We start from the raw sequence: 24867 nt of genomic DNA, 5'->3' as shown, positions 1-24867 counted from the left end.
CCAGCCTTATCTGTTATTATTTACCAAGTTTTGCTTTAGCTGCATCTGCAAGAGCTGTGAAAGCTGCTGCATCGTTAACAGCCAAGTCAGCAAGCATTTTACGGTTAACTTCGATCTCAGCCAATTTCAAACCATGCATCAATTGTGAGTATGAAAGTCCGTTCAAACGAGCTGCCGCATTGATACGAGTGATCCACAATTTGCGGAAGTCACGTTTTTTCTGACGACGGTCACGGTATGCATAGTAGTAAGAGTTCATCACTTGTTCTTTTGCAGTACGGAACAAGATGTGTTTAGCTCCATAGTAACCTTTTGCTAATTTAAGAATACGTTTACGACGTTTGCGTGATACAACGCCACCTTTAACACGTGCCATGTTTTATTTCCTCCAAATATTTCCTAGAATTGTTTACTTACAGTCAAGCTATTATTTCAAGCGAGTAAGCATTGCTTTGATACGTTTGTAATCTCCTGAATGCACCATAGATGCTTTACGAAGATGACGACGTTGTTTCTTAGTTTTTCCGTGGAAACGGTGAGAAGTGTAAGCACGGAAACGTTTAAGTCCACCAGAACCTGTACGTTTGAAACGTTTAGCTGATGCGCGGTGTGTTTTTTGTTTTGGCATGATTTTTTCTCCTTTATTTAACTTTCTGACAATTATTTTTTGTCAGTCGCTGGCGCCAATTGCATGAACATTTGACGTCCATCCATTTTAGCACGTTGTTCGATGATGGCAATATCTTGAGTTGCTTCAGCAAACTCGGCTAAAACTTTTGCACCAATCTCTTTATGGGTAATCATACGACCCTTAAAGCGAATAGATACCTTAACTTTATTTCCTTTTTCAAGGAATTTACGTGCATTGCGAAGTTTTGTATCAAAGTCACCCTTGTCAATAGTTGGACTTAGACGAACTTCTTTCACAGTAACAACACTTTGTTTTTTACGTTGTTCTTTTTGCTTCTTCTGGTACTCAAATTTGAACTTACCGTAGTCCATAATTTTTGCAACAGGCGGTTTGGCTTGGGGTTGAATCAATACTAGGTCAACATTAGCGTTATCAGCCAAAGCTTGCGCTTCACTGAGTGGCTTGATGCCTAGCTGTTCTCCTTCAAGACCAATCAAGCGAACTTCACGTACACGAATCTCATCATTGATGAATAAGTCTTGCTTTGCTATGGTTTTCACCTCTTTTGTTTTATTAGAGAAAAACAATAGCGGACTCGTAATAATACAAGCCCGCACGTTATGATAGCGTTTCTTAGAAACTTTTCATCCGTAGGGCCAGGCAACTTGATGTCACAAGGCGAGAAGCTCTCACTTCTGCTTTTCTCAACTTTTATATGATACCAAGTTTTCTAGCTCTTGTCAAGATAAAAAATTATTTTTTTGAAAAGTTTCTGTTTGTATTTTGACTTTGTTTCCTCATCAAAAAGAGAGAATCAAGTTGATTCCCTCTCTATGTTAGTTTTTACTTATTTTCCCTATAGGAAAGCTAGTATCTATTAAAAACTTCCTTTTTCCGTGAACTTCCCCATCTTTCGATAAATAGAATCCCCACTAACAAAAGGATAATCAGGCAAGGAAGTAAGACCATCCCCATGCTCCAATTCAAATTGACATTATCAATTTGCTTAGGTAATCTTCCAGATAAAATATCCACTGAACGTAAGTAAGTAAAGGGAATCAGATGTGCAATCTTTTGAAGAGGCTGGATTGTTTGGATGCCAAACAATAAGCCAACAATCCCAATGAGTGAAAGAAAGAGGACAGGTATTTTTTGCTTGAAAAAGTAAGCAATCAAGTACACTACTTCCACAATGACGATAAAGGCTAAGAAAGCTAAGAATAAGCCAGGAAATAACATATCTTGTATCTTTCCAATAGTTACCTCTTGATTCACTAAGCTATAAATCGGGTAGGGATAATCTAACTGTCCAAAACCACTTATCAGACTTCCCACTAGAAAAGAAAATCCGCTGATTCCGATAAACAGCACAGTTACATAGCCCACTCCAACTCCAAGGGAGGACATGGCAAATGCCACTTTTGAAAAAGGATATAACTGAGCTGTATCCAGATGATTTTGATATCTTTCTGCAAATAGTTGCGTTAGCATAAAAATAATAGCAATCACAAACAAGGTTGGGATGATAGCCTCTAAAATCCAGATAATCTGATCAATCCCGTGGGTCGGAAACTCCAAAGTATGTGCTTTTATGTTCAAGGGATACAGGGCTTGGTAAATCTTTCTTTGGCGGTCAACCGCCATTTTAAAGTCAGAGCTAACAGTCGGGTTATTTGATATCCTTTCATAATTCTTCTCTTCATCTTGCCACTGCAAATAGTAGGCTTCTTTCCATCGCCCTTCTTTTAATAAAGTCAGAATTTCTGTCTTTTGAGTCGAAAGATTTTTTTGCCCGTCTAAAGTATTTTTAGCAATCTGGTATTCCTCCGAGCTGGTATCAGATATTTGGGAGAGTTTCTCTTCATATTCATTGATGATTCTCTCATCTTTTACAAGACTGGTTTCCAACTCGCTCTCCAAGCTGTGTGAGTTTGCAGTCCGACTATTTAAATAAAAGGTAACACCGAGTCCAGATACAAATAAAGCTAAGATAATCCAGTTTAAGCGACTTTTGAAAATTTTTTTCAATAAAAATAGACTAACATCTTTCATAAACTAAACCTCTTCTATTTGCCCCTGGTGAATGGTTACTACTCTATCGCAGACATCAAGCAACTCTTCCTTATAGTGGGAACTTAAAAGAACCAGCTGTTCTTGTCTATCGATTTGTGCTAGCCTATCAAAAAACTTCTGTCGATAATACTCATCTAAGCCATTTGTAATCTCATCCATAAGCCAGCATTTGGCCTGACTGAGGAAATACATAGCAATCACCAAGCGTTGCTTCATGCCTAAGGAATACTTGCGAATGGGAAGGCTGATATAGTCAGACATTTCCCAGTAATCAATTTCATCCCCCAAGTTCAGCCCTGACTTCCAGATGTTCTTGATCAGGCGAAGATAGTCCATCCCACTTAAGTTTCCATCCAGCCATTCAATGCTTTCATAATAAAATAAAGAAGGAGGGACTACAATATTTCCACTACTTATAGGAATTAAATTGCTAATGGCGCGGAACAGTGTCGTCTTTCCAGAGCCATTGATAGCAAGAATACCATAAATCCTACCCTTTTCAAATGTAAAATCAACATCTTGTAAGATGACTTGTCGCGTTTTTAAAGTCACATGAGTAAGATGCAACATACCTAGCCCTCCTTTTTGGATTAATAGCCTCCGCTGTAGTAGTTTAGTACCTCATAACAATCGTAATTCCAGCCAGAACCAACTTTATACTCTGAATAGCTGTCATAACGATACCATAACAGGGGATTAATATAGTCATATCTCTAGCAATTCATACTAGACTTATAGTAGGTATTCCAACCATACCGATAAGTTTTAAGAACGCTCACAGCAGATACACTGGACTAAAAAAGACCAATAGATCATAAACTAACTAATTAAACGGTTTTTGCTAATTTTTAATGGTTTTATATCACCGATGTTGAAGACGCTTTCATTATATCGTTTTTATCATTATTATGCAATAGATTTTTAGTTTGTTTTACTAATATATAATATTTGTCTCCTTCCTACCGAACGCTTTCTATTTTCCAACTTCTCCACCCTTTAAAGCGTATAGCTCCTTGCTGGTCAGTTCGGTAAACTTTACTATTGATACCTTCCAGTCGGGTCAAGGTTTCCTGATGGGGGAGTTTCGTTCGATTGTTCTTTCCAACTGAAATGAGAGTAAACTCTGGTTTGAGTGTTTCTAGAAAGGCTGAACTTGATGATTGTTTAGAGCCATGTTGGCTAGCTTTCAAAACATCCACCTCTAGGTCAGGATAATGCTTCAGCACGTCCTTCTCTCCTTTTTCCTCCAAATTTCCTGTGAAAAGAAAATTTTTATCCAAGAGTTTTCCATACAGAACCAGGGAATCATCATAACCTCCATCTCCTATTTTCCTTGGAGATAGGACTTCTAACTGACTTCCAAAAATTGGCAAGTTCTCTCCTGTTGTCACACTGCGCACCTTAGTTTGAGTTGCCTGTAGTTCTGCAACAAATTCCTTCTGTTTCAAACTGCCTTTGGACACTAAAATTTCGCCTACATGGAAAGCCTTGGCCACCTCCAACAAATCTCCAACATGCTCCTTGTCTGTGTTTGTCAAAACCAGCTGGTCAATCTTAGCTACTCCTCTACTTTTTAGATAAGGAATCAAGGTTCGCTGGGCATTGCTGGTCGTCGCCTTTTCTTGCCATTTTTCGATTTTCTTATCAGATTCTACCTTGCCACCGACATCTATGAGAATAGTTTTCCCAGTTACATCCCGTAAGAAAATACTTTCACCTTGCCCAACATCCAGCATGGTGATTTCATTTTCCAGCGGATGCTTGGTCAGGAAAAAGAGACTAACAATAAGTAAGCTGAATCCAGCTGCTCTTTTGGTATTTTTCCTCAAATCATAGACCAAAGCCAAAGAAATTAATAGTAGTATCAACAGCCATGCATTGGGTTGTCCAAAAACCAGAGACCTATTTGCCAGCTGCGACACCAAGCGAATAATGCTTTCCAACCATTCAAAGATAAAATTCAGCTGAATAACTGGATAGAGAAAGGAAAGGGCAAATAAGATAGACAAGAGCTGTAAGAAGACCAAGTCAAAAAGAAAGGAAAAGACAAAGGTCAAGAGGATGGACCAAGGTTGAAATTCCGCAAAATAAAAGGACAAAATAGGTAATATTCCAAAGGAAATGACTAGACTTTCTCTAGCAACAGCCTTGAGGCCCTCTCCTTCTTTGCTGGTCATGGTCAAGATAAAAGCGTAGGCGCAGGACAAGACTCCTCCTGCAGTCAGGAAAAAGTTTGGCATGATGATAAAGAGGATAAGGACCGTCAAGGCAAAATTATCTAATCCCTTAACACCATATTGAGCCAGTAGCTTTTGCAAAAGACTGCGAATGACCGAAGCTGAAAATCCTGTCAGACCTGCATAGATAAGGGAAAAGGGATAAGTCAGCCATTTCAACTTTTCTTGGGTCAAGCCCAATCGCAAAAGTAGCTTCCTAAATCCATCCATGAAAAAGCCTACCTGCATCCCCGACAAGGCAAAGAGGTGGATAATTCCTAAACTAGAATAAAGCTCATTCATCTCCTCAAAATCTGTGTCCAGATGCCCTAACAAGAGACCTGTCATGTAATTGCGCATAGGGTCTGGAAAATGTGTCTTAATCCAAACCACAGCCTTTCGGCGTAAACTGGATAGATTTTCTCCTATATCCCAACTGCCAACCTTTTGAAGTGACTGGATTTTTTTGATATTGAGAGTCTGGTAAATTCCCTGAGTTTTCAGATAGGCTTGGTAGTCAAAACCACCAAAATTTCTCTGCCCCTCTGGCTCCGAAAGCTTCCCTTCTAATCCTATCTCATGAAGGTCGGTTAAAGCTTGAAAGGCTTCTTTCTCCTCCTCGGATTGGAGTTTATAATAGACTTGGAAAGCTCGACCGTTAGACTTGCCACGAAAGGATAGACTATCACCATTAACCTTAATAGTGTCTGGTAAAATCCGTACCCTTTCAACAGAATCCGCCAAATTTTGACTCGATCGACTCTGTTGCCAATTTTGAAACAGAAACCAGAAGCCAAAGATTCCACAAATCACTAAAACTTTGCTAGCAGATTTCCAAGGAAATTGAATAAAGAGACAGACGAGCAGAAAAACAAAACCTAGCAGTGCGAGATAAGATGATGAGAAAATGGCGTAGTAAATCCAGAGCAATAGAAAACTCAGATATATTAGGGGAAGGGGGAAATTCTTAATCCACTGTAACATAGTCTTTTAGCTTTTCTATCGTTTTAGCACCAATGCCAGAGACCTTCTTAAGTTCATCAACCGACTTGAATTTCCCATTTGCCTCACGATGGTCGATAATGTCCTGAGCTCGTTTGCCCCCCAGTCCCTTGACCTGCTTGAGTTCTTCCAGACTGGCTTTGTTGAGATTGACCTTCTTTTCCTTGCTCGTCGAAGAAGCTGTCCCAGAACCTGCCTGCTGACTAGCTGATTCTTCTCCCTTAGTTGGGACGTAAACCAGAGCCTCGTCACTAACTTTCTGAGCTAGATTGAGCGACTTGCTATCTGCTTGCTCTGTCAAGCCACCAGCCTTCTGAACAGCATCATTGACCCGACTACCTACAGGCAAATCATAAATCCCTGGTGATTTGACAGCACCTTTCACATCTACTGTGATTAGATCTTGTTCAACCGGTTCTTCCTTTTCTGCATTCTTCACTTCCTTTTCGGTTAATGAATCCTTGGAAACTGCTACAACTTCTGCCTGAAAATTCGTTTCCTTGACAGGTGTTTGTGGAGCTGGTTTTAGCAGGAAAAATCCTCCGACAAGTAATCCCAGACCAGTACAGATGACAATGATTTTATACTCTTTGATTTTCTCGATAATTGCTTCCATATTTTCTCCTCTCTTAGATTATTCGTAAAAGGAAGAAAAAACAGTTGAAAATTTCTTCTCAACTGCTTATTTATTTGCAAAATAGTCTTCCTTGGTCAAGACATAATGAACTCTTGTAACGATTCGGCCTTTTTCATGCTGGTCCATACAAGCATAAGCTTCTTCGTGAGAAAAATGCATTCCTGATTTCTTCATGACCTTTCCTGACGCAGGATTATCCTTATCGTGAAGGGCAGTCAACTTATTCATCCCTATCTTCTCAAAAGCTAGCTCAATCACAGCACGATTGGCTTCTGTCGTTAATCCTTGATTCCAATACTTTTTATTGATAATGTAGCCAATAGCTGCCTTCTTAAGAACAGGATCAATCTTGTGCAAGTCAATGGTTCCAATAAACTGACCATTGCTTTTTAGTTCTATTGCCCACCGTCCCAAGGGATTGGCCAAGTAGAACTGAGCAATGTTATTCTTGGTTTCTTCTAAATTTTGATTGGTTGGAAAAGTGTAGCGTGTATTTTCTCTGTCTGAAACATACTCAAACATAGCTTCTGCATCGTCCAAGGTTACAGGTCGGAGCAATAAACGCTCTGTCTCCACTATTGGATACTGAGCTAGTTTTAAAAAGATTGATTCCATACGTTTCTACCATTCAAAAGTATTTTCTATCAGTCTAGCATAAAAAAGAAGTGATAACAAATTTTTCTTGCTTTTTAAAGCGGTTTCATATAGAATAAAATCATCACCTTATTTTATAGAAAATTGTGATAAATCATTTACACCCCGTCAATAGAAAGTGAGTTTTTCTCTATGTTAATCGGAATTCCAAAAGAAATTAAGAATAATGAAAACCGTGTTGCCCTCACACCTGCTGGTGTTCACAGCTTAGTTGGTCGTGGTCATCGCGTCCTTATCGAAACAAATGCTGGTCTCGGTTCTGGCTTTACTGATGATGACTATCAAAAGCAAGGAGCTGAGATTGTTGCTACTGCTGGTGAAGCCTGGGCTGCAGAGTTAGTCGTGAAAGTAAAAGAACCATTAGCTTCTGAATATGGTTACTTACGTGACGACCTGCTTCTCTTTACCTACTTGCACATGGCCGCTGCGACTGAATTAGCAGATGCTATGCTAGCAGCAAAAACAACAGGGATTGCCTATGAAACTGTTCGTGATTCCCAAGGTCAGTTACCACTCCTCGTTCCTATGAGTGAGGTTGCAGGCCGTATGGCAGTCCAAATCGGTGCTCATTTTCTAACTAAGCAAGCAGGAGGTTCTGGCGTCCTACTGGGTGGTGTACCGGGTGTACCTAAAGGGAAAGTAACCATCATCGGTGGCGGTGTCGTAGGGACCCATGCTGCCCGCATCGCTTTAGGATTGGGAGCGCAAGTGACAATCTTTGATATCAGTGCTAAACGTCTTTCAATCCTCGAAGAGGTCTTTGGCCATCAAATCCAAACCCTTATGTCTAATTCATTCAACATCGAAGCCAGTGTGAGAGATGCGGATGTGGTGATCGGAGCGGTTCTCATCCCAGGTGCCAAAGCACCAAAATTGGTGACAGAGGAGATGGTCAAGCAAATGCGTCCAGGATCTGTCATCGTTGATGTTGCTGTTGACCAAGGTGGCGTTATCGAGACAGCTGACCGTGTGACAACGCACGATGAACCTGTATATGAAAAACATGGTGTGCTCCACTATGCCGTTGCCAACATCCCTGGTGCAGTTGCCCGTACTTCTACCATTGCCCTAACCAATGTCACTCTTCCTTATATCGAAGCTTTGGCTGAAAAAGGATTTGTACAAGCAATCTCTGAAGATGAGGGCTTGCGTCAAGGTGTTACCACTTATCAAGGTTACTTAACCAGTCTTCCAGTAGCCCAAGGTCTCGATAAAAGACATACTCCAATTGATGAACTAGTATAAAAAATCTAATTATCAGATAAAAGAAAGAGCAATTCCACCTGAACTGCTCTTTTTTGCTATTCTGTTTCTTCTTGGACTTCTTCACGCTCTTCATTTTTAATTGGTGCTGGTTCATAGGCTCGGATAATCTGAGCGACAACTGGATGGCGAACCACATCCTTGGCTGAAAAATGAACAAAGTCAATCTGGTGAATGTTCTTGAGCTTTTCTTGGGCATCAATCAAACCGGACTTGACGTTACGCGGAAGGTCAATCTGACTGATATCTCCATTGACAATCATCTTAGAATTAAAGCCTAAACGAGTCAAAAACATCTTCATCTGCATGATAGTCGTATTTTGCGCCTCATCGAGAATGACAAAGGCATCATCCAAGGTCCGTCCACGCATGTAGGCAAGAGGTGCAATCTCGATAATTTCACGCTCCATGAGACGAGTCGTCTGGTCTTTTCCTAAAATCTGATACAAGGCATCGTAAACAGGTCGAAGGTAAGGGTCCACCTTTTCCTTGAGATCACCCGGAAGAAATCCAAGACTCTCACCAGCTTCCACTGCTGGACGAGTTAGGATAATTCGCTTGACCTGCCCGCGTTTAAGGGCTGTCACTGCCAAGGTAACTGCAAGAAAGGTCTTCCCTGTCCCTGCTGGCCCAATTCCAAAGGTCACATCGTGCTGTTTAACACTTTCCACATAAAGTTTTTGACCCAAGGTTTTGACACGGATAGGCTTCCCAGTATTATCCTTGATGATTTCTTCTTCGTAAAGGGCGACAAACTTGTCGATTTCATCGTTTTTGACCATGCTAATTGCAGTCACCACATCTGGCGTCCCAACCGTCATCCCACGATTCACCAAAACCATCAAGGCTTGGATAACCTGACGGGCTTCCTCACAGGCAGTCTCTTCTCCCAAAACTTGGACAATCTCCGTACGAGCATGAATCACCACATCAAGCTCTTCTTCCATCAAACGAAGATGGCGCTCATTGGAACCAAAAAGATGAAACAAGTCATCTGGATGACTCAGTTGAATGTCTATTGAATGTTCCTTCAAATAAAGAACCTCTCTAATCCTTTTATTTCTTTTTATTATAGCAAAGGGGTGGAGAAATTACTAGCCCAAACCTAGTGAATCATGCTAGTGTTCTAAGTATTCTTGCCAGATAGCGTCAAAGTCTCCTAGGTTGAAAGAGAAACTGGCATGTTCCTCCAAAAAGCGACTCACCTCATCGAAATCATCTGTATGTTTTGGAAAGGCCGACTCTTCAAAAGCGAGATCTGCTAAGATGGCTTTGGGACTGTTACTTTTAGGATTGCGCTCAGTCATGAGCCAAGTGTAAAATGATTTTCTCAATTCTTTCTCCTATCAAGACTTTTTTTGATGAAACTTTTCTGATTTTTAAAAATTACTGGACTTGGCCTCTGACACATAGTGGTTTATAAAATCCGTTTTCGCATCAGTATAGGCGTCTCGATTGTGTTCAAATTGTTTCCACAAACTGAGTTTTAATTCCTGATACGCTTGGGCAATATCTGGATGCTGGCAGAGATAATCTCTAAAATAAATCTCGTTATGATCTCCCGTCATTCGCAAATGTAAATGAAAAACTTTCTCAGCAAATCCCTGCTCTGTATATCCTTTATTTAGCGAAATCCTGTTAGGACTCTCCGACATCACTATCCACCCATTCTTCACCAATAAATCCCTAACTCTTGCTAAATCCTCTATTCTACCTACTTCTAACAGAATATCAACGATATTTTTGGCCCAAATATTAGGGATAGCAGTGCTACCGATATGTTCTATTCTTTTAATAACATTTGCACCCAATATTTTTTTCAGACTTGTTTTCTCCAATTCATACCAGTCTTTCCACTCTGACTTGTGCTCTACTAGAAAAATAGGAAAAAGTTGCCAGAGTTCCTCTAAACTCATTTCTTCAAATTTCTTTATCATGTCTATAAGAGCTAAATCAACTCTGTACCAAACTGGTCTTGCTTGATTTTGCCAGCCTTCATCAAACCACCAAGTGCTTTCTTGAACTGACCTTTAGAAATGCCAAAGGTTGCCTTGATGTCGTCTGGAGATGATTTATCATTTAAGGTCATGAAACCGCCATTGCTTTCCAAGTAAGTCAAAATCATCTGAGCATCATTTTCCAACATTTCAAAGGAACGTGGTTTGAGGGAGAGGTTCAACGTGCGGTCCACTTCACGGAAACCAATGACACGCGCATCTAAAACTTGTCCCAAACGTGGCTCTGCATAGCGCTCACTAGGATGGATAAAACCAAGCATGTTATTTTCTGGCAGATAGACAAAGGTCCCTGACAGCTTGAGGCGGTATACAATGGCTGGCCAGTTTTGATTATGCATGTTGTTGTAGGCAGGACGAGCCAGACGTTGGAAGTCTTCTTGATAAGCCAAGAGTCCCCAGATGCGGTCTTTCTTGTCCACTTCAAGACGGATGTAGAGTTGGTCGCCCTTCTTAGGCCAAAGTTCCTTGAGCTCAGGGAGGATATCAAGTGACACTACGATTTCCTTATCAGGTAGGCCTGTATCCACAAAGACACCCAAGTCTTTACGAACTTCCGTTACAGTTCCCCAACCAAATTGGTCCTGAGTGGCAGTCACTTCTAAGGTTGTCAGGCGGAGTTTTTGCTTCATATCCGTGTAGGCAAAACCTTTGACCGTATCCCCTACTGTATGTTGACCTTCTTCCTTGGCAAGAGCATAGGTTTGACCATCCTTTTGCACAAAGTAAAAACGGTCGTTTTCATCGATGATCAGTCCAACGATAAAACTTGCAAGATTTGTATTCATATTTCCTTCTTTCGAATAAAACTCAGCCAGCAATGCCAACTGAGTTTTTCTGTTTATTTTTAGACTTCCAAAAGTTCTTTTTCTTTATTGGCAGTCATGTCGTCGATGTGTTTGACAGCATCGTCTGTTACTTTTTGAATATCTTTTTCAAGAGTTTTCAATTCGTCTTCAGTGATTTCTTTTGCTTTTTCTTGTTTCTTAGCTTCATCCATAGCATCGCGACGGATATTGCGGACAGCCACTTTAGCATTTTCGCCGACCTTCTTCACTTCTTTAGCAAGGTCACGACGAGTTTCTTCTGTGAGAGCAGGGATAACCAAACGAATAACAGAACCGTCGTTAGCTGGTGTGATACCAAGATCAGAAGCGTTCAAGGCACGTTCGATGTCTTTCAATGAAGACTTGTCAAATGGTGTCACCAACAAAACACGCGCTTCTGGAATCGTAATTGAAGCGATTTGGTTAAGAGGAGTTTCTACTCCGTAGTATTCTACATGTACACGGTCAAGCAAGCTTGCATTGGCACGACCAGCACGGATACCACCAAATTCACGAGCAAGTGATTGGTGAGACTGGGTCATTCTCTCTTTAGCTTTTTCAATAATTGCGTTAGCCATAATCTTTCTTATTCCTTTTCTTCGATATTATTTGAAACTGTTGTTCCGATATTTTCACCAAATACGACACGTTTGATGTTGCCTGGTTGGTTCATGTTGAAGACAACCAAGTCAATGTCGTTGTCCATTGAGAGGGTTGAAGCTGTTGAGTCCATGATACGAAGACCTTTATTGATAACGTCACGGTGGGTCAATTCTTCAAACTTAACGGCTGTCTTGTCCTTCTTAGGATCGGCATTATAAACACCGTCGACGCCATTTTTAGCCATAAGGATAGCATCTGCTTCGATTTCAGCTGCACGAAGAGCCGCTGTTGTATCTGTTGAGAAGTAAGGTGAACCAATTCCAGCACCAAAGATAACGATACGGTCTTTTTCAAGGTGACGAAGGGCACGTCCACGTACATAAGGCTCTGCCACTTGTTGCATAGCAATAGCAGTTTGCACACGTGTATCAACCCCAACTTGTTGCAATGAATCTGCCATCACAAGAGCATTCATAACAGTCCCAAGCATTCCTGTGTAATCTGCCTGAACGCGGTCCATTCCTGCTTCTGCTGCAGGTTCTCCACGCCAGAGATTTCCTCCACCGATAACAAGGGCAATTTCGATACCTAAGCTATGAACTTCTTGAATCTCTTTTGCGATTGTTTGAACTGTTTGGATATCAATCCCTACGCCACGTTCACCGGCAAGGGCTTCACCTGATAACTTGATTAAAATACGTTTATACTTGGGATTCGCCATTTTCACTCTCCTTTTTTTATCCTACCTATTTTATCACAATTTCTAAGATTTTTATAGTATCATGAGCAATTCTTTCAAAAAAATTAGACTGTTAAAAATTCCTCTAAGTCGCTAAGAGCACGCTCTGCAATTTTTTCATAACGAGCCTTCTTATCACGGATACGTTCGCCTTCCAACTCCTTGATAATCCCAAAGTTGACATTCATTGGTTGGAAATGTTTGCTGTCAGCATGGGTTATGTAATGAGCTAAACTTCCGATAGCCGTCGTCTCTGGGAAGATGGCTTCACTTTCACCCTTGAAAAGTCGAGCCGCGTTAATACCTGCAACTAAGCCTGAAGCTGCCGACTCAACATAGCCTTCCACACCCGTCATCTGACCTGCAAAGAAGAGGTTTGACTGTTTCTTAGAACGATAGGTCTGTTCAAGAAGATTTGGTGAATCCATATAAGAATTGCGGTGCATGACACCATAGCGAACAAACTCAGCATTTTCAAGACCTGGAATCATTTGAAAGACACGCTTTTGTTCTCCCCATTTGAGATGGGTCTGGAAACCGACAATATTGTAGAGGCTACCAGCTGCATTGTCCTGACGAAGCTGAACCACCGCATAAGGTGTTTTGAATTCTCCATCACGAGGTCCTGTGTAGTCGTCTGGATACTCAAGACCGACCGGTTTCATAGGGCCATAAAGCATGGTTTTGATGCCACGTTTGGCCATAACTTCGATAGGCATACAACCTTCAAAGTACTTTTCTTTTTCAAAAGAATTGAGCGGAGCTTCTTCCGCATTGACCAAGGCTTCATGGAAATCCATAAATTCTTGCTTGGTCATGGGAGCGTTGAGATAGGCTGCTTCTCCCTTATCATAACGAGACTTGAGATAGACCTTACTCATATCGATGGTGTTGACATCGATAATAGGCGCCGCCGCATCGTAGAAATAGAAACCATCGCCGTCATTAAGGGCATGAATCTTCTCAGCTAGGGCATCGCTGGTCAAAGGACCAGTCGCCACAACTGTAATAACATCTGTCGGCAATTCTGTAATTTCATCGCGAACCACTTCAATCAAGGGATGGTTGGCGACTTTTTCAGTCACCTTTTGGGAGAAACCATCACGGTCCACCGCAAGAGCACCACCTGCAGGAACACGGGTTGCTTCAGCAGATTCTAAGATAACAGAACCCAAGCGACGCATTTCTTCCTTAAGGAGCCCAACAGCATTTGTCAAGGCATCCCCACGTAAGGAATTAGAACAAACCAATTCAGCAAAATTGTCTGTTTTGTGCTGGGGTGTTGACTTAACACCACGCATTTCATAAAGTTTAACTGGAATACCACGTTCTGCAATTTGGTAGGCTGCTTCAGAACCTGCCAAACCAGCACCGATAACATTGATATAAGATTGAGACACGACACTAATACCTCTTTGGGAGTGTGAAGACAAGGTTCACATTGAAAAGGCCAATCAAACTTAAGAGTTTTCGAATTTCTTGGCTCAGGCTGAAAAAATCCCCCAGACTTTTTCACTCCCACAAATCTTTCTAATTTTTTCTTCTACTAGTATAACAAAAAAAGGGAAGAAGGCAAACTTCCCTGTTTAGTCATTTTCTTGATTTTCTTCCCAGTCGTGGTAGGCTGCGTACAGCTGGCTCTTATTCCACTGGTAAAACTTAGCTACTTCCTTAATAGCTTGATTTTTCTTCATGCCTTGCTGGATACGGGCTTGGATTTCTAAGAACAAGTCTTCCTCGTCTTTTTCTTCCACATCCTGACTGTCACCTTCAACGATGAGAAGGCATTCTCCCTTTAGCGGCGTTTCTGCGATGCTTTCTAGCAATTCAGAAATCTTTCCTCGTTGGTATTCTTCATAGATTTTGGTCAATTCTCTTACCAAAACTACCGAGCGTTCACCGTAGACTTCTAGCATATTTTTCAATGTATCTGCCACACGATGGGGCGATTCATAGAAAATCTGAGTTTCAGGATAGTCTTTTTTCAAGTCGAAAAATTGCTTTTGCTGGCCTGATTTTCTCGGTAAAAAGCCGTAAAAGATATGTGGTTGTGGCGCTAGACCGCTAGCAATCAAGGCAGAAATTCCTGCAGAGGCACCTGGAACAGTCACAACCGCAATTTCTTCCTCAATGGCTGCCTTAACCAAATCATGACCAGGGTCTGAGATGCTAGGCAGACCCGCGTCGGATACCTGAGCAATGCTTTGTCCTGCTTTCAGGAAACCAATCAAATCAGGAATCTTTTCCTTGGCATTGTGCTCATGAAAACTGATTTGCTTGGTAGTAATGTCAAAATGCTTGAGCAATAGACCTGTATTGCGCGTGTCCTCAGCCGCAATCCAGTCCACTTCTTTCAAGGTTTGAATAGCTCGAAAGGTCATATCATCTAGATTGCCAATCGGCGTTGCCACTAGGTACAGCTTGCCGTAGGGAGACTGCCCCTTAAAACTTTTTTGAATCTGCATGCCTACTCCCTGTATAACAACTCATCACAGAACATACATTCCTCGTCCTGCTCTCGACGTTGTCCATAAAAATCATTACATACGTGAAATCCGTCTTTATAAATCCGACGGACACTTTCACGAACATGCTTGGCCTTGACAGGAGCATCTGCTTCTACCTCACCCAAGCGTTCTCGCAACTTACTATTTTCCAAGCGAAGAGCTGTATTTTCCTCTACCAGGCTCTTGAGATTTTTCTTGATGGCTTCCACATCGGCCAAGGTTACCAATAACTGTTGGGAAAAATCATCCAGCGCGTCAAATAATTCTTTTTTGTCCATAAAACAGCCCTTTCCTTTCTTTATCATTCATTTTTGAGTTTATATTTCTTTCAAGACCAGATATTCCATGGCATTTTGAAAGCTGACATTAGCCTGCCACATTCTTCTAGCTTCTAACAAATCTTGTAAAATCACTCTTACTCTTGCTTGTAGGATGTCTTGCCCACAGAGGACTTCAAGAATCCGTAAAACCTGATCTTGTTTTTCCTTGTCATCTGCCAAGCTAGCTAGTTTAGCAACCTGTAGGTAACTTTCTTTTTTCTTAGCCACTAACCAAGTCAGCAGGCGTTCACTTTCATCGACCAAGGTCCAAAAACTTGCCTGATTGGCCAACTTTTCTGCTTCAGCTCGCGATTGACTAAACTGGGCTAAAAGAGTCGCTTTTTTCTTAACCAGTCCCATTTGTTCTAAGAGCAAGATGAGCTTTTCTTCTTGCTTTTTAAAGTGAAAAATTTGGGTCCGACTGCGGATGGTCGGTAAAATCTTTTCTTCATCACTGGTCAAGAAGAAAATATAAACCTCACTCTGGGGTTCTTCGATAACCTTGAGCAGAGAATTAGCTGCGTTGGGATGCATTTTCTCAGCTTGCTCGATAATAAAGACCTGCTGCTGGCTTTCAATCCCTGCTTGGGAAAACTGGCCCACCAATTCCCGAATACGTTCTGTCTTGATGACCTGATTGACTGGCTTAATCAAGGTGACATCGGGAAATTCTCCCTGTTCAATCAGCTTACAATTTCGGCATTTCTCACATGGTAAAACACCTACTTTATCCGTACAAAAGAGGCTCTTAGCTAAAAATTGCGCCATTTCCAAGCTTCCAAAGTAGCCTGAAAATAGATAGGCATGATTGAGCTGGTCTTGTTCTAGGATACGGATAAAGCGGTCAAACTGATCTGGTTGCCAGGCCTTTAGTTGATCTTGTTTCATCTTGCCAAGCCCATTCTGTCAAACAAGACAGCCTTGGTTGTTTCCACAACTTGCTCCAAAGGAAGACTCGCATCAATCTTGACAATACGACTTCCTTCTTTATCCAGAAGAGAAAGGTAACCTTGACGGACTTTTTTATGCAAGTCCAACCCTTCCAAGTCCAAACGATTGACCTCACGATTGCTATTAGCAGCAATTCGAGCCAGTCCTTCTTCCACCTCGATGTCAAAATAGAGTGTCAAATCGGGTTTAAGGCCGTCTGTCGCAAACTGATTGAGCCAGTCAATGGCGTCAATATCCAAGCCACGACCAAATCCCTGATAGGCAACGGAACTATCGATGAAGCGGTCCATAATGACCAACTTGCCAGCTTCAAGTGCTGGAAGAACTTTTTCCACCAAGTGCTGTCTGCGACTGGCGATATAGAGAAGGAGTTCCGTTTTAGGATCCATCTGAGTATGACTTGGGTCCAAAATCACTTCCCGGATCTTCTCCCCAATCAAGACTCCGCCAGGTTCACGGGTCGTCAGCACCTCTACCCCTTTTTCTTCTAAAATTGGGAGCAGAGCCTCTAAAACACTGGTCTTTCCTGCTCCCTCTGGTCCCTCAAGAGAGACTAAAAATCCTTTTGACATGTCTAACTCATTTCTTTTTTACTACTTCTATTCTATCAAAAAAATAGAGGTTTGTGACAATCTTTTTTGTCTTCTCATTTCATACTCAATGAAAATCAAAGAGCAAACTAGGAAGCTACCCGCAGGTTGCTCAAAACACTGTTTTGAGGTTGCAGATGGAAGCTGACGAAGTTTGAAGAGATTTTCGAAGAGTATCAACCACCATAAAAGAGGCAGACAAATCCACCTCTTATTTACCTAATTCTTGTGTTCGTTTGTAGGCTTGATGAACTGCATCCATGACTGTTCCTCGAAAAGCATGCGCTTCTAGGCTTGCTACACCAGCGATAGTCGAACCGCCTGGGCTACAAACTTGGTCTTTCAAGACCCCAGGATGCTCTTGGCTTTCTAGGACCAATTGTCCAGCTCCTACCACAGTTTGAGCCGCCATTTTCAAGGCTGTTTCTCGTGGCAATCCAGTCTGAACACCTGCATCTGCCAAGGCCTCGATAAAGAGATAGACAAAGGCCGGTCCACAACCTGCAAGACCTGTCGCTGCGTCGATTAAGCCTTCTCCTAATTCAACCAAAAGACCTGCCTTGGCTAATAGCTGACAAAAGAGCTCACTGTCCTCAGCCCTGCAATTAGGAGACAAGGCATAACTAATCACTCCTTGACCGATAGAAGCAGGGGTATTTGGCATCATACGAATAATTCTGTGTTGATTTGGGAGAAGACTAGCAAGTTTTTCCAAGGTCAACCCAGCTGCCATAGAGATTAAAAGAAGACTTGCTCGTTTTTCAAGGATGGTCTGGTATTGAGAGAGCAGTTCAGAAAACTGAGCAGGCTTAACTCCTAGAAAAATCACATCTGCTTCTGCAAATATTTCTTCATTGCTGGAAGCCTGACCACCAAAGTCTGCAATGAAAGCATCTACCTTGGCTTGACTACGATTGGCAAGGAGAATCTGAGCACCCGTCTTGGCCTGCAAAACAGCCTTGGCCAAACTAGCTCCCATATTCCCCAAACCGATAAATCCAATCTTCATTTCTTACTCCCTTATCTGTCCGTCACCAGTAACCACATACTTGTAGCTAGTCAATTCCTTCAAGCCCATGGGACCACGCGCGTGCAATTTCTGAGTTGAAATCCCCATTTCACATCCAAGACCAAATTGGCCTCCATCTGTGAAACGAGTTGAGGCATTGACATAGACGGCTGCTGAGTCCACTTGATCTGTAAAGTATGCTGCAGCTTCAGCATTTTCCGTCACAATGGCATCCGAATGATGGGTACTGTGGGTTTCGATATGGGCAACCGCTTCTTCTAAACTGCTCACAACCTTAACAGCTAATACATAGTCTAAAAACTCGGTGTCAAAGTCTTGTGCTTCAGCTGCGTGACCTGAAACAAACTGGCTTGCTTTGCTATCAAGTCGGAATTGAATTGGTTCCAACCCAGCTTCTTTACGCTCTGTAACTAGAACTTGCTCTAAGCGAGGAAGGAAGCTTGCTGCCTTGTCTTCATGAACAAGTAGAACCTCCATGGCATTGCAGACAGAAGGACGACTGGTTTTGGCATTGTTGATGATAGACAGAGCCTTGTCTTCGTCTGCATCCTTATCGACATAAACATGGACAATCCCTGTCCCGGTCTCGATAACAGGTACGATAGCATTCTCAACCACTGCATTGATCAAACCAGCTCCTCCACGGGGGATGAGAAGGTCTAGATAACCCTTGGCCTTCATCATGGCATAGCTACTTTCACGGCTGGTATCTTCCACCAGTTGAATCACATCTGGATGAATGGTCGTAGTCTCCAAACCCTTCTTCAGGGCTGTGACAATGGCATGGGCTGTCTGATAGGCATCCTTACCACTACGAAGAACAACTGCATTTCCACTTTTAAGAGACAAAGCAGCCGCATCAGACGTCACATTCGGACGGCTTTCATAGATTATACCAATAACTCCCATAGCTACACGTTTCTTTGTGATAACCAAACCATTTTCAAGCTGATTGATTTCTAAAATTTCACCAATTGGATCTGGTAAAGCAACCACTTCACGAATACCAGTTGCCATTGCTTCTATACGACCTGCATCCAAATAAAGACGATCCAGCATCACATCTGAGATTTTACCCTTAGCAGCTTCCATATCAAGGGCATTGGCCGCTAAAATCTCCTCAGTAGCAGCCACTAAGTGATTAGCCATGGCTAACAAGGCTTGGTTTTTCACCTCTTCACTAGCTGTGTTGATCGATTTTTTAACAGCCTGTACTTGTTCAAATTGTTCTTGTGTACTTACCATAGTTTACCTCTAAAATTCTGTAAAGAGTAGTTGGATTTCAGGAGTAATGGAAATCCAGTCATCACGGTGAATCAAGACACCCTTGGCTTTTTGAGAACGCAACATATCCTCCAAAGCAGATGCTCCAAATTGCACGCGTCCTTTTCCAAGTGATTTTCCACTTTCCTTGTCAAATACTGTCACAATATCACCGTAAGAAAAGGCTCCTTCTGCCTCAACAATACCAGATAAGAGAAGACTCTTTCCATGTTGAGAGAGAGCTTCCGCAGCCCCTTTATCAACCCAAATAGAACCTTGACTCTGAGCATAAAAGGCCAGCCATTGTTTCTGGGTACGAAGTCCCTTCTCTTGAGCAACAAAGTAGGAACCATCCTTGGTCTCTTCAGCTGCCTCAATCATGGCATCTGACTTCAAGGATGAGCAGATATAAACAGGAACGCCCGATTCTGTCGCAATAGTTGCAGCTTTGATTTTGGTTAACATGCCCCCAGTACCGTTTGAAGAACCTGCTCCACCGGCCATATCAATAATCTCACGATTGATAGTCTCGATTTTCTCCAAGCGTTTGGCTCTTGGGTCTGAATTAGGATTTCCAGTATAAAGACCGTCCACATCTGTCAAGAGGACCAAAAGGTCTGCTTGGACCATGGCAGCTACCTGTGCACTTAGAGTATCATTATCCCCAACCTTGAGCTCATCAATAACGACACTGTCATTCTCATTGATGATAGGAATCGCGCCACGGCTAAGTAGAACTGACAAAGCCTGATGGGCATTTTTATAACGGCGCTTATCCACAAAATCATCCTGGGTCAGCAAGATTTGTGCAGAAACGATTTGGCGCAAGAGAAGGTTGGTCGTGTATTCTTCCAACAAAAGCCCTTGTCCTACCGCTGCTGAGGCCTGTTTATCAGCAATCTTAGTCGGACGCTTTTTAAATCCTAAGGCTCCAAAACCAGCAGCAATGGCACCCGACGACACCAAAATCAACTCATGACCAGCTTCGTGCAACATAGCCAATTGCTGGGTAATAGCCTTTACCTTACTACGTGATAAACTTCCATCCTCATTCGTCAGAGAAGAAGTACCCACCTTAAAGACAATCCGTTTGTATTTCATAGTATCACTCCGATTCTTCATATTTATCCATTATAACATGAATGGCAGGAAATAGAAAAGAGTTGATAGGAAAAAGAAGGCCCTAAAACCTTCTTTTTTACTACTGTTCTGATTCCGATTTGTTTGCACTCGTTTCAGAGCTTTGTGAAGTTGAAGAAGTTAAATCTTGACTAGTTGAATAACTTGTAATACTTTCGTGTTGACTCGTTTCTTTATTTTCAAGATCTTTTCTCACTACTTCATTGGATTCTTTTATTTCTGAGTTACTTGTATCTCTAGTTGTAGCAGATTTCTCTACCGGAACATCCACTAACCAGGCACCACTTGAATCAACAGTATAGCCTTCTGGTGTCTTACCGTTCACAAGCAATTGACCATTTTCTTTCAAGAAGTACCATTTATCCTTGTCTTTAATCCAACCAACAGCTCGTGAACCATCTTCCTTGTAGAAATACCAATCGTTTGCCTTTTTAAGCCAACCTTGCTTCATAGCTCCTGAATCTTCTAGATAGTAATGATGACCAGCAACTTCTATCTCGCCTGTCTTCATGATACCAGTAGAATCCATATAGTACCAGGTTTCTTTATCTTTTACCCAGCCCGTTTTCATTTCCCCTGATTGGGCAAAATAGTACCATTGTCCATCAATCTTACGCCATCCTGTTATCATATCCCCATCATTTGATAGATAATAGGTCTGACCGCCAGTATTAAGCCAACCAATCTCCATCTGATTTTCTTTGTTGAAATAATACCAGCTTCCATTGATTTTCTTCCAATTTTTAGCAGATGCACCAGAGTCTGTCAAATAGAACCAACGATTGTTCCATTTTTTCCATTGATTCTGTAACAAGATACCCGTTTGGTTGAAGTAATACCATTCACCCTTGATTTCATTCCAACCAACTGCATATTCTCCTGTAGAATCAGGCGCTTGATACCACCAGTTTCCATATGCACTCTTATGCCAACCAGCTTGAAAACTTGGAATATGCTTGTAGGAAGTTGAAATATTTACTAAACCGTCTTGTCGAATATCAAAAACTGTTGCATCATAGTCTTTGCTGGCTGCGTTGATTCTCTCAATTCCTCGTTCTTTAAGCCAATTGACATACTCACTATCAACACCATTTTTCCAAGGTAAACTATCCGAAGTTTGAACAATCAAACTCGGACTCAAATTTTTAATAAAATCCTTGGTATTTGATTTGTTGGTATCATGGTGATGATTAAACTTCATCAAATCAACTTTTCCAATGAGAGGTCCATACTTGTCTTCTGCTCCATGAACATTATCTAAGTCGCCCCCAAGGTAAATTTTCTTACCATTGACTTTTACCACGCTAATCAAAGAATTAGAATTATCATCCCAAATTTTCTTTAATTCACCTGATGAATCGGTTTCATTTTCATAATTATAGAGTTGAATATCCATGTCTCCAAACTGAAAATGAGCATCTCCCTGTGTGATGTTTTGAATAACTGAAACACCTTTTTCGGCGGCAGTCTGTAAAACCTTATCATAACCGTACAGATTATCCCATAAACGTTCAGAATTAGTAATACGATTATCACTATATTTTTTAAGATAGACTCGGTCAACTGGATAGGTAGACAGTAATTCATCAACATTTCCAATATGGTCACTGTGAGTATGGGTTACCAAAATAAAATCAAGTTTTTGAACACCCAATTCCTTTAAACGACGAAAGACACGGTCTGTTAAAACATGCTTATAAGACGTTTCAATTCCTTCTCTCCATGGATAGCGAGAATCACTTCCATCTGGGAAATCATAATCTTCTCCTGTATCCACCATGGCAAAATGTCCATTGCTTTCAAGAATAATCGCATCACTGCCACCTTCTTGAACATTGATAAAGTGGATTTTATTTCCTGAACTTTCTTGAGCGTGAACATTTCCATACCATGACAAAGCTAAAAAAGCTCCTGCAAGTGCTAAACTAGTTAATTTCTTTTTCATTTTTACTTTCTCAATCTCTCCAATGTTTCCTTAAAAATATCTGGGATATCTGCTGTAAATTCCAAGGTCTCACCTGTTCTCGGATGAGTAAAACCTAGAGTCTTGGCATGGAGAAATTGTCCATGTCCTTTCAAAGTCTTGCGAGGACCATAGACTTCATCACCAGCGACTGGATGGCCAATATAAGCCATATGGACACGAATTTGGTGGGTACGTCCTGTTTCCAGCTGCAACTCCACTAAGCTATAATCACCAAATCGTTCCAAAACGTGGAAACGGGTAACTGCAGGTTTCCCTTTCGCAGTCACAGCCTGTTTCTTACGGTCTTTTTCACTTCGGCCAATCGGTGCTTCAATCACACCGCGATCATTGGGTAGATTTCCATGAACAATCGCCCAATATTTGCGGAGAGACTTTTTATCCTTGAGTTCTTGGGCAAGTGCTAGATGCGCCTCATCATTTTTAGCAATCATGAGAAGGCCTGACGTATCCTTATCAATACGGTGAACAATTCCTGGACGCAGAACCCCATTGATACCCGACAAGTCCTTAATATGATACATAAGGGCATTTACCAGGGTCCCACTAGTATGACCAGCACTCGGATGCACCACCATCCCCTGAGGTTTGTTGACAACAGCAACATCCTCATCTTGGTAGATGATTTCTAGTGGAAGATTCTCAGCCACATACTCTAAAACCTCTGGCTCTGGTACATGATAAGTGACGATGTCACCTTCTTGGACTGTGTATTTAGCTTTCTTGACTTGACCATTGACCAAGACCTGGCCTGATTTGATTTGTTCATTCGCGAGACTGCGTGATAATTCTGTCAAATCTGACAAAGCCTTATCTAAACGCAGGCCACCAGTTTCAATTTTAATTTCCATTTATTTCCTCTTTTAGCATTGCAATCAATAAAATAATCACTCCAACAGTCAGATAGCTATCTGCTACATTGAAAATTGCAAAATTGATAAAGTCCAAGTGAAACATATCCACAACAAATCCCTGACTGATCCTGTCAATAAAGTTTCCAAGACCACCTGCGATGATCAAGGTCAAGCCCAAGACCATCCAGAGTGAGTCCTCCATGTGTTTATGTAAATACCAAATGGCACCTACCATAACGACCAATGTAATGATAGCAAATAACCACTGCTGATCTTGTAACATGGAGAAGGCTGCCCCTCGATTTTGCAGGTAGGTCAAGCTAACGAGATTGGGAATCCAAGAGCGAACTTCACCCAGTGGAATCTGCCAGACGATATAGGATTTGACTAACTGATCCAGCGCAATCAAAAGCAGTACAACGACTGCCACTATTCCTCTTTTTTTCATGATTTCCTCTTCTGATCAAAATATTCTTGCATGACTTCTACGAAAAGAGTTCCAGCCTGACTAAGCTCCACTTCCTCACGTTTAACATAGACCATACGATTATCTAGGTTATCCTTGAGACGAATAACTGTGATGCCATTAACACTATCACTATCTAAAAATCCAGAACCTGTCGCATAGGCGTCCGTCCGCTCCAAAATACCATTCAAGGTAGCACGGTCTGTCACATTGAACATCTGCGAGCTAGCGCTGGTATCAACAAAGTTCTCTGAATAATAAAGGTACTCGTCTTTTTCTTGAGTGAAACGAACCGTTGGTAGATCCGCTAAATCCTCCATGACCAATTCCTCTTTCTGGGCTAAAGGATGCCCCTCACGGAGATAAATATGGGTATAGAAGGGAATCAATTCAATGACCTCAAGGCCTAACTTTTCAACTCGTTGCATGATCCCTTTTTTATTTTGATTGTTGAGGTAGATAATCCCAATCTCACTGTGACCTTGCGCTACTTCATCTAAGATTTGAACAGTAGTCGATTCAAAAATACGGAAATTTTTGTAATCAGGATAGCGCTCTGAAAAGGCCGTAATAGTTGGTGGCAAGAAGTCATAGTGCTGACTGGCAATGGAAAATTCATCCTTTTCTTCCTCAGGATTGGCATACTGATTTTGAAAAATATCAAATCCTTTAACCAATTCTTGCGCTTTTTCATAGAATTCCATACCACGACGAGTCAAGAAAGTCCCTGAGCTGGTCCGACGGAAAATCTTAAAGCCCAACTCTTTTTCCAAATCACGAACAGAAATGGACAGACTCGGCTGACTAACATACATCTTTTCAGCAGCTTCACGGAAAGTACCACTATTGGCAATGGCAACAACATAGCGTAATTGTTGAATGTTCATCTTCTACCCCCAACTTCTTTATCTTTTCATTATACCATATTTTAGAAGTTTTCCATCGAAGAAAAATAATGTCACTCATAAAATTCATCTACACTAAGAACGAAAAAATCATGGATACCAAAACAAAAAAAGAGGCTCTCCGAAAACTCGGAAAGCCTTAGTTTATGCTACTTCTAGCTTCCTCACCTTTAGATTTCAAGGCTCGGGATAAAAAG

The 24867-nt window shown here is 41.6% G+C and carries 27 protein-coding genes, 1 pseudogene and 1 other annotated feature; of the genes and pseudogenes, 2 read left to right on the top strand and 26 right to left on the bottom strand.

Annotated elements, in window-relative coordinates:
• Positions 1-16 precede the first annotated feature (16 nt).
• The 8 genes from rplT to N8L39_RS00920 all read right to left on the bottom strand — a co-directional run bounded on the left by rplT (position 17) and on the right by N8L39_RS00920 (position 7174).
• On the bottom strand, positions 17-376 hold the full coding sequence (rplT, locus tag N8L39_RS00955; RefSeq protein ID WP_000124830.1) for a 50S ribosomal protein L20: 360 nt from the start codon (positions 374-376) through the stop codon (positions 17-19).
• Between the two features lie 51 nt (positions 377-427).
• On the bottom strand, positions 428-628 hold the full coding sequence (gene rpmI, locus N8L39_RS00950; protein ID WP_001125943.1) for a 50S ribosomal protein L35: 201 nt from the start codon (positions 626-628) through the stop codon (positions 428-430).
• A gap of 32 nt (positions 629-660) precedes the next feature.
• Positions 661-1191 (bottom strand): translation initiation factor IF-3, encoded by a 531-nt coding sequence (gene infC, locus N8L39_RS00945; protein ID WP_000848180.1) that lies wholly within the window; start codon positions 1189-1191, stop codon positions 661-663.
• Positions 1192-1206: 15 nt separating this feature from the next.
• Positions 1207-1338: a sequence feature (ribosomal protein L20 leader region), on the bottom strand.
• Positions 1339-1498: 160 nt separating this feature from the next.
• Entirely contained in the window at positions 1499-2683 is a 1185-nt protein-coding gene (locus N8L39_RS00940; protein ID WP_261009973.1) for a hypothetical protein, read from the bottom strand.
• 3 nt (positions 2684-2686) lie between these two features.
• Positions 2687-3274: an ATP-binding cassette domain-containing protein gene (locus N8L39_RS00935; RefSeq protein WP_261009974.1), complete on the bottom strand. Its 588-nt coding sequence runs from the start codon at positions 3272-3274 to the stop codon at positions 2687-2689.
• Between the two features lie 389 nt (positions 3275-3663).
• A complete protein-coding gene (locus N8L39_RS00930; RefSeq protein ID WP_261009975.1) occupies positions 3664-5904 on the bottom strand; it encodes a DNA internalization-related competence protein ComEC/Rec2 in 2241 nt (746 codons plus the stop codon).
• Positions 5888-6538: a helix-hairpin-helix domain-containing protein gene (locus N8L39_RS00925; protein ID WP_261009976.1), complete on the bottom strand. Its 651-nt coding sequence runs from the start codon at positions 6536-6538 to the stop codon at positions 5888-5890. The genes N8L39_RS00930 and N8L39_RS00925 overlap by 17 nt, the downstream gene beginning before the upstream one ends.
• Positions 6539-6604: 66 nt before the next feature.
• Positions 6605-7174 (bottom strand): GNAT family N-acetyltransferase, encoded by a 570-nt coding sequence (locus N8L39_RS00920; RefSeq protein WP_261009977.1) that lies wholly within the window; start codon positions 7172-7174, stop codon positions 6605-6607.
• 171 nt (positions 7175-7345) lie between these two features.
• Here N8L39_RS00920 and ald point away from each other — a divergent pair, with 171 nt between their 5' ends.
• The gene (gene ald / locus N8L39_RS00915; protein ID WP_261009978.1) at positions 7346-8458 is read left to right on the top strand and encodes an alanine dehydrogenase; all 1113 of its coding nucleotides are present in this window, start codon (positions 7346-7348) and stop codon (positions 8456-8458) included.
• 56 nt (positions 8459-8514) lie between these two features.
• Here ald and N8L39_RS00910 read toward each other — a convergent pair whose 3' ends face one another.
• From N8L39_RS00910 to N8L39_RS00825, 18 genes are all read right to left on the bottom strand, one after another.
• Positions 8515-9510: a PhoH family protein gene (locus tag N8L39_RS00910; protein WP_261009979.1), complete on the bottom strand. Its 996-nt coding sequence runs from the start codon at positions 9508-9510 to the stop codon at positions 8515-8517.
• 84 nt (positions 9511-9594) lie between these two features.
• Positions 9595-9810, bottom strand: a complete 216-nt coding sequence (locus tag N8L39_RS00905; RefSeq protein ID WP_001232084.1) for a YozE family protein — start codon at positions 9808-9810, stop codon at positions 9595-9597.
• Positions 9811-9855: 45 nt separating this feature from the next.
• The gene (locus tag N8L39_RS00900) at positions 9856-10413 is read right to left on the bottom strand and encodes a GrpB family protein (RefSeq protein WP_261009980.1); all 558 of its coding nucleotides are present in this window, start codon (positions 10411-10413) and stop codon (positions 9856-9858) included.
• A gap of 11 nt (positions 10414-10424) precedes the next feature.
• The gene (gene cvfB, locus N8L39_RS00895; protein ID WP_261009981.1) at positions 10425-11279 is read right to left on the bottom strand and encodes an RNA-binding virulence regulatory protein CvfB; all 855 of its coding nucleotides are present in this window, start codon (positions 11277-11279) and stop codon (positions 10425-10427) included.
• Between the two features lie 59 nt (positions 11280-11338).
• Positions 11339-11896 carry a ribosome recycling factor gene (gene frr, locus N8L39_RS00890; RefSeq protein ID WP_001262225.1) on the bottom strand — a complete coding sequence of 186 codons (558 nt, stop codon included), beginning with the start codon at positions 11894-11896 and terminating at the stop codon, positions 11339-11341.
• 8 nt (positions 11897-11904) lie between these two features.
• Complete coding sequence (pyrH, locus tag N8L39_RS00885) at positions 11905-12642, bottom strand: UMP kinase (RefSeq protein WP_061816387.1); 738 nt, start codon at positions 12640-12642, stop codon at positions 11905-11907.
• Between the two features lie 83 nt (positions 12643-12725).
• On the bottom strand, positions 12726-14060 hold the full coding sequence (gene trmFO / locus N8L39_RS00880) for a methylenetetrahydrofolate--tRNA-(uracil(54)-C(5))-methyltransferase (FADH(2)-oxidizing) TrmFO (RefSeq protein ID WP_261009982.1): 1335 nt from the start codon (positions 14058-14060) through the stop codon (positions 12726-12728).
• Between the two features lie 186 nt (positions 14061-14246).
• Positions 14247-15125, bottom strand: a complete 879-nt coding sequence (gene rsmI, locus N8L39_RS00875; protein ID WP_261009983.1) for a 16S rRNA (cytidine(1402)-2'-O)-methyltransferase — start codon at positions 15123-15125, stop codon at positions 14247-14249.
• Positions 15126-15127: 2 nt separating this feature from the next.
• Complete coding sequence (yabA, locus tag N8L39_RS00870) at positions 15128-15445, bottom strand: DNA replication initiation control protein YabA (RefSeq protein ID WP_000358227.1); 318 nt, start codon at positions 15443-15445, stop codon at positions 15128-15130.
• 39 nt (positions 15446-15484) lie between these two features.
• Positions 15485-16375 (bottom strand): DNA polymerase III subunit delta', encoded by an 891-nt coding sequence (locus tag N8L39_RS00865; RefSeq protein WP_261009984.1) that lies wholly within the window; start codon positions 16373-16375, stop codon positions 15485-15487.
• On the bottom strand, positions 16372-17010 hold the full coding sequence (gene tmk / locus N8L39_RS00860; protein ID WP_261009985.1) for a dTMP kinase: 639 nt from the start codon (positions 17008-17010) through the stop codon (positions 16372-16374). The genes N8L39_RS00865 and tmk overlap by 4 nt, the downstream gene beginning before the upstream one ends.
• A 229-nt stretch (positions 17011-17239) precedes the next feature.
• Positions 17240-18037 carry a pyrroline-5-carboxylate reductase gene (gene proC / locus N8L39_RS00855; protein ID WP_261009986.1) on the bottom strand — a complete coding sequence of 266 codons (798 nt, stop codon included), beginning with the start codon at positions 18035-18037 and terminating at the stop codon, positions 17240-17242.
• 3 nt (positions 18038-18040) lie between these two features.
• The gene (locus N8L39_RS00850) at positions 18041-19303 is read right to left on the bottom strand and encodes a glutamate-5-semialdehyde dehydrogenase (RefSeq protein WP_261009987.1); all 1263 of its coding nucleotides are present in this window, start codon (positions 19301-19303) and stop codon (positions 18041-18043) included.
• 9 nt (positions 19304-19312) lie between these two features.
• Positions 19313-20422, bottom strand: coding sequence for a glutamate 5-kinase (proB, locus tag N8L39_RS00845; protein WP_000875717.1), 1110 nt, complete (start codon positions 20420-20422; stop codon positions 19313-19315).
• Positions 20423-20522: 100 nt separating this feature from the next.
• Positions 20523-22406 (bottom strand): phosphorylcholine esterase CbpE, encoded by a 1884-nt coding sequence (cbpE, locus tag N8L39_RS00840; protein WP_261009988.1) that lies wholly within the window; start codon positions 22404-22406, stop codon positions 20523-20525.
• A gap of 2 nt (positions 22407-22408) precedes the next feature.
• Positions 22409-23296: an RluA family pseudouridine synthase gene (locus N8L39_RS00835; RefSeq protein WP_261009989.1), complete on the bottom strand. Its 888-nt coding sequence runs from the start codon at positions 23294-23296 to the stop codon at positions 22409-22411.
• Positions 23286-23747, bottom strand: coding sequence for a signal peptidase II (lspA, locus tag N8L39_RS00830; protein WP_261009990.1), 462 nt, complete (start codon positions 23745-23747; stop codon positions 23286-23288). Before lspA ends, N8L39_RS00835 begins: the two co-directional genes overlap by 11 nt.
• The gene (locus N8L39_RS00825; protein WP_175880019.1) at positions 23744-24652 is read right to left on the bottom strand and encodes a LysR family transcriptional regulator; all 909 of its coding nucleotides are present in this window, start codon (positions 24650-24652) and stop codon (positions 23744-23746) included. The genes lspA and N8L39_RS00825 overlap by 4 nt, the downstream gene beginning before the upstream one ends.
• Between N8L39_RS00825 and N8L39_RS00820 the strand changes: the two are divergent.
• Positions 24645-24716: pseudogene (locus tag N8L39_RS00820) on the top strand (AraC family transcriptional regulator); the annotation flags it as partial. The gene N8L39_RS00825 and the pseudogene N8L39_RS00820 overlap by 8 nt on opposite strands.
• Positions 24717-24867: the final 151 nt, after the last annotated feature.

The sequence above is a fragment of the Streptococcus mitis genome, assembly GCF_946190285.1.
Taxonomy (GTDB): Bacteria; Bacillota; Bacilli; order Lactobacillales; family Streptococcaceae; genus Streptococcus; species Streptococcus mitis_CP.
This window is presented reverse-complemented; position numbering and strand designations above follow the sequence as displayed.

Coding starts and splice junctions, on each gene's coding strand:
- N8L39_RS00930 (WP_261009975.1), bottom strand. CDS start 5,904: ATGTTACAGTGGATTAAGAATTTCCCCCTTCCCCTAATATATCTGAGT.
- pyrH (WP_061816387.1), bottom strand. CDS start 12,642: ATGGCGAATCCCAAGTATAAACGTATTTTAATCAAGTTATCAGGTGAA.
- lspA (WP_261009990.1), bottom strand. CDS start 23,747: ATGAAAAAAAGAGGAATAGTGGCAGTCGTTGTACTGCTTTTGATTGCG.
- frr (WP_001262225.1), bottom strand. CDS start 11,896: ATGGCTAACGCAATTATTGAAAAAGCTAAAGAGAGAATGACCCAGTCT.
- N8L39_RS00925 (WP_261009976.1), bottom strand. CDS start 6,538: ATGGAAGCAATTATCGAGAAAATCAAAGAGTATAAAATCATTGTCATC.
- proC (WP_261009986.1), bottom strand. CDS start 18,037: ATGAAGATTGGATTTATCGGTTTGGGGAATATGGGAGCTAGTTTGGCC.
- rsmI (WP_261009983.1), bottom strand. CDS start 15,125: ATGCAGATTCAAAAAAGTTTTAAGGGGCAGTCTCCCTACGGCAAGCTG.
- ald (WP_261009978.1), top strand. CDS start 7,346: ATGTTAATCGGAATTCCAAAAGAAATTAAGAATAATGAAAACCGTGTT.
- yabA (WP_000358227.1), bottom strand. CDS start 15,445: ATGGACAAAAAAGAATTATTTGACGCGCTGGATGATTTTTCCCAACAG.
- cbpE (WP_261009988.1), bottom strand. CDS start 22,406: ATGAAAAAGAAATTAACTAGTTTAGCACTTGCAGGAGCTTTTTTAGCT.
- N8L39_RS00940 (WP_261009973.1), bottom strand. CDS start 2,683: ATGAAAGATGTTAGTCTATTTTTATTGAAAAAAATTTTCAAAAGTCGC.
- N8L39_RS00825 (WP_175880019.1), bottom strand. CDS start 24,652: ATGAACATTCAACAATTACGCTATGTTGTTGCCATTGCCAATAGTGGT.
- proB (WP_000875717.1), bottom strand. CDS start 20,422: ATGAAATACAAACGGATTGTCTTTAAGGTGGGTACTTCTTCTCTGACG.
- N8L39_RS00835 (WP_261009989.1), bottom strand. CDS start 23,296: ATGGAAATTAAAATTGAAACTGGTGGCCTGCGTTTAGATAAGGCTTTG.
- tmk (WP_261009985.1), bottom strand. CDS start 17,010: ATGTCAAAAGGATTTTTAGTCTCTCTTGAGGGACCAGAGGGAGCAGGA.
- N8L39_RS00900 (WP_261009980.1), bottom strand. CDS start 10,413: ATGATAAAGAAATTTGAAGAAATGAGTTTAGAGGAACTCTGGCAACTT.
- N8L39_RS00865 (WP_261009984.1), bottom strand. CDS start 16,375: ATGAAACAAGATCAACTAAAGGCCTGGCAACCAGATCAGTTTGACCGC.
- N8L39_RS00920 (WP_261009977.1), bottom strand. CDS start 7,174: ATGGAATCAATCTTTTTAAAACTAGCTCAGTATCCAATAGTGGAGACA.
- N8L39_RS00850 (WP_261009987.1), bottom strand. CDS start 19,303: ATGGTAAGTACACAAGAACAATTTGAACAAGTACAGGCTGTTAAAAAA.
- rplT (WP_000124830.1), bottom strand. CDS start 376: ATGGCACGTGTTAAAGGTGGCGTTGTATCACGCAAACGTCGTAAACGT.
- rpmI (WP_001125943.1), bottom strand. CDS start 628: ATGCCAAAACAAAAAACACACCGCGCATCAGCTAAACGTTTCAAACGT.
- cvfB (WP_261009981.1), bottom strand. CDS start 11,279: ATGAATACAAATCTTGCAAGTTTTATCGTTGGACTGATCATCGATGAA.
- N8L39_RS00935 (WP_261009974.1), bottom strand. CDS start 3,274: ATGTTGCATCTTACTCATGTGACTTTAAAAACGCGACAAGTCATCTTA.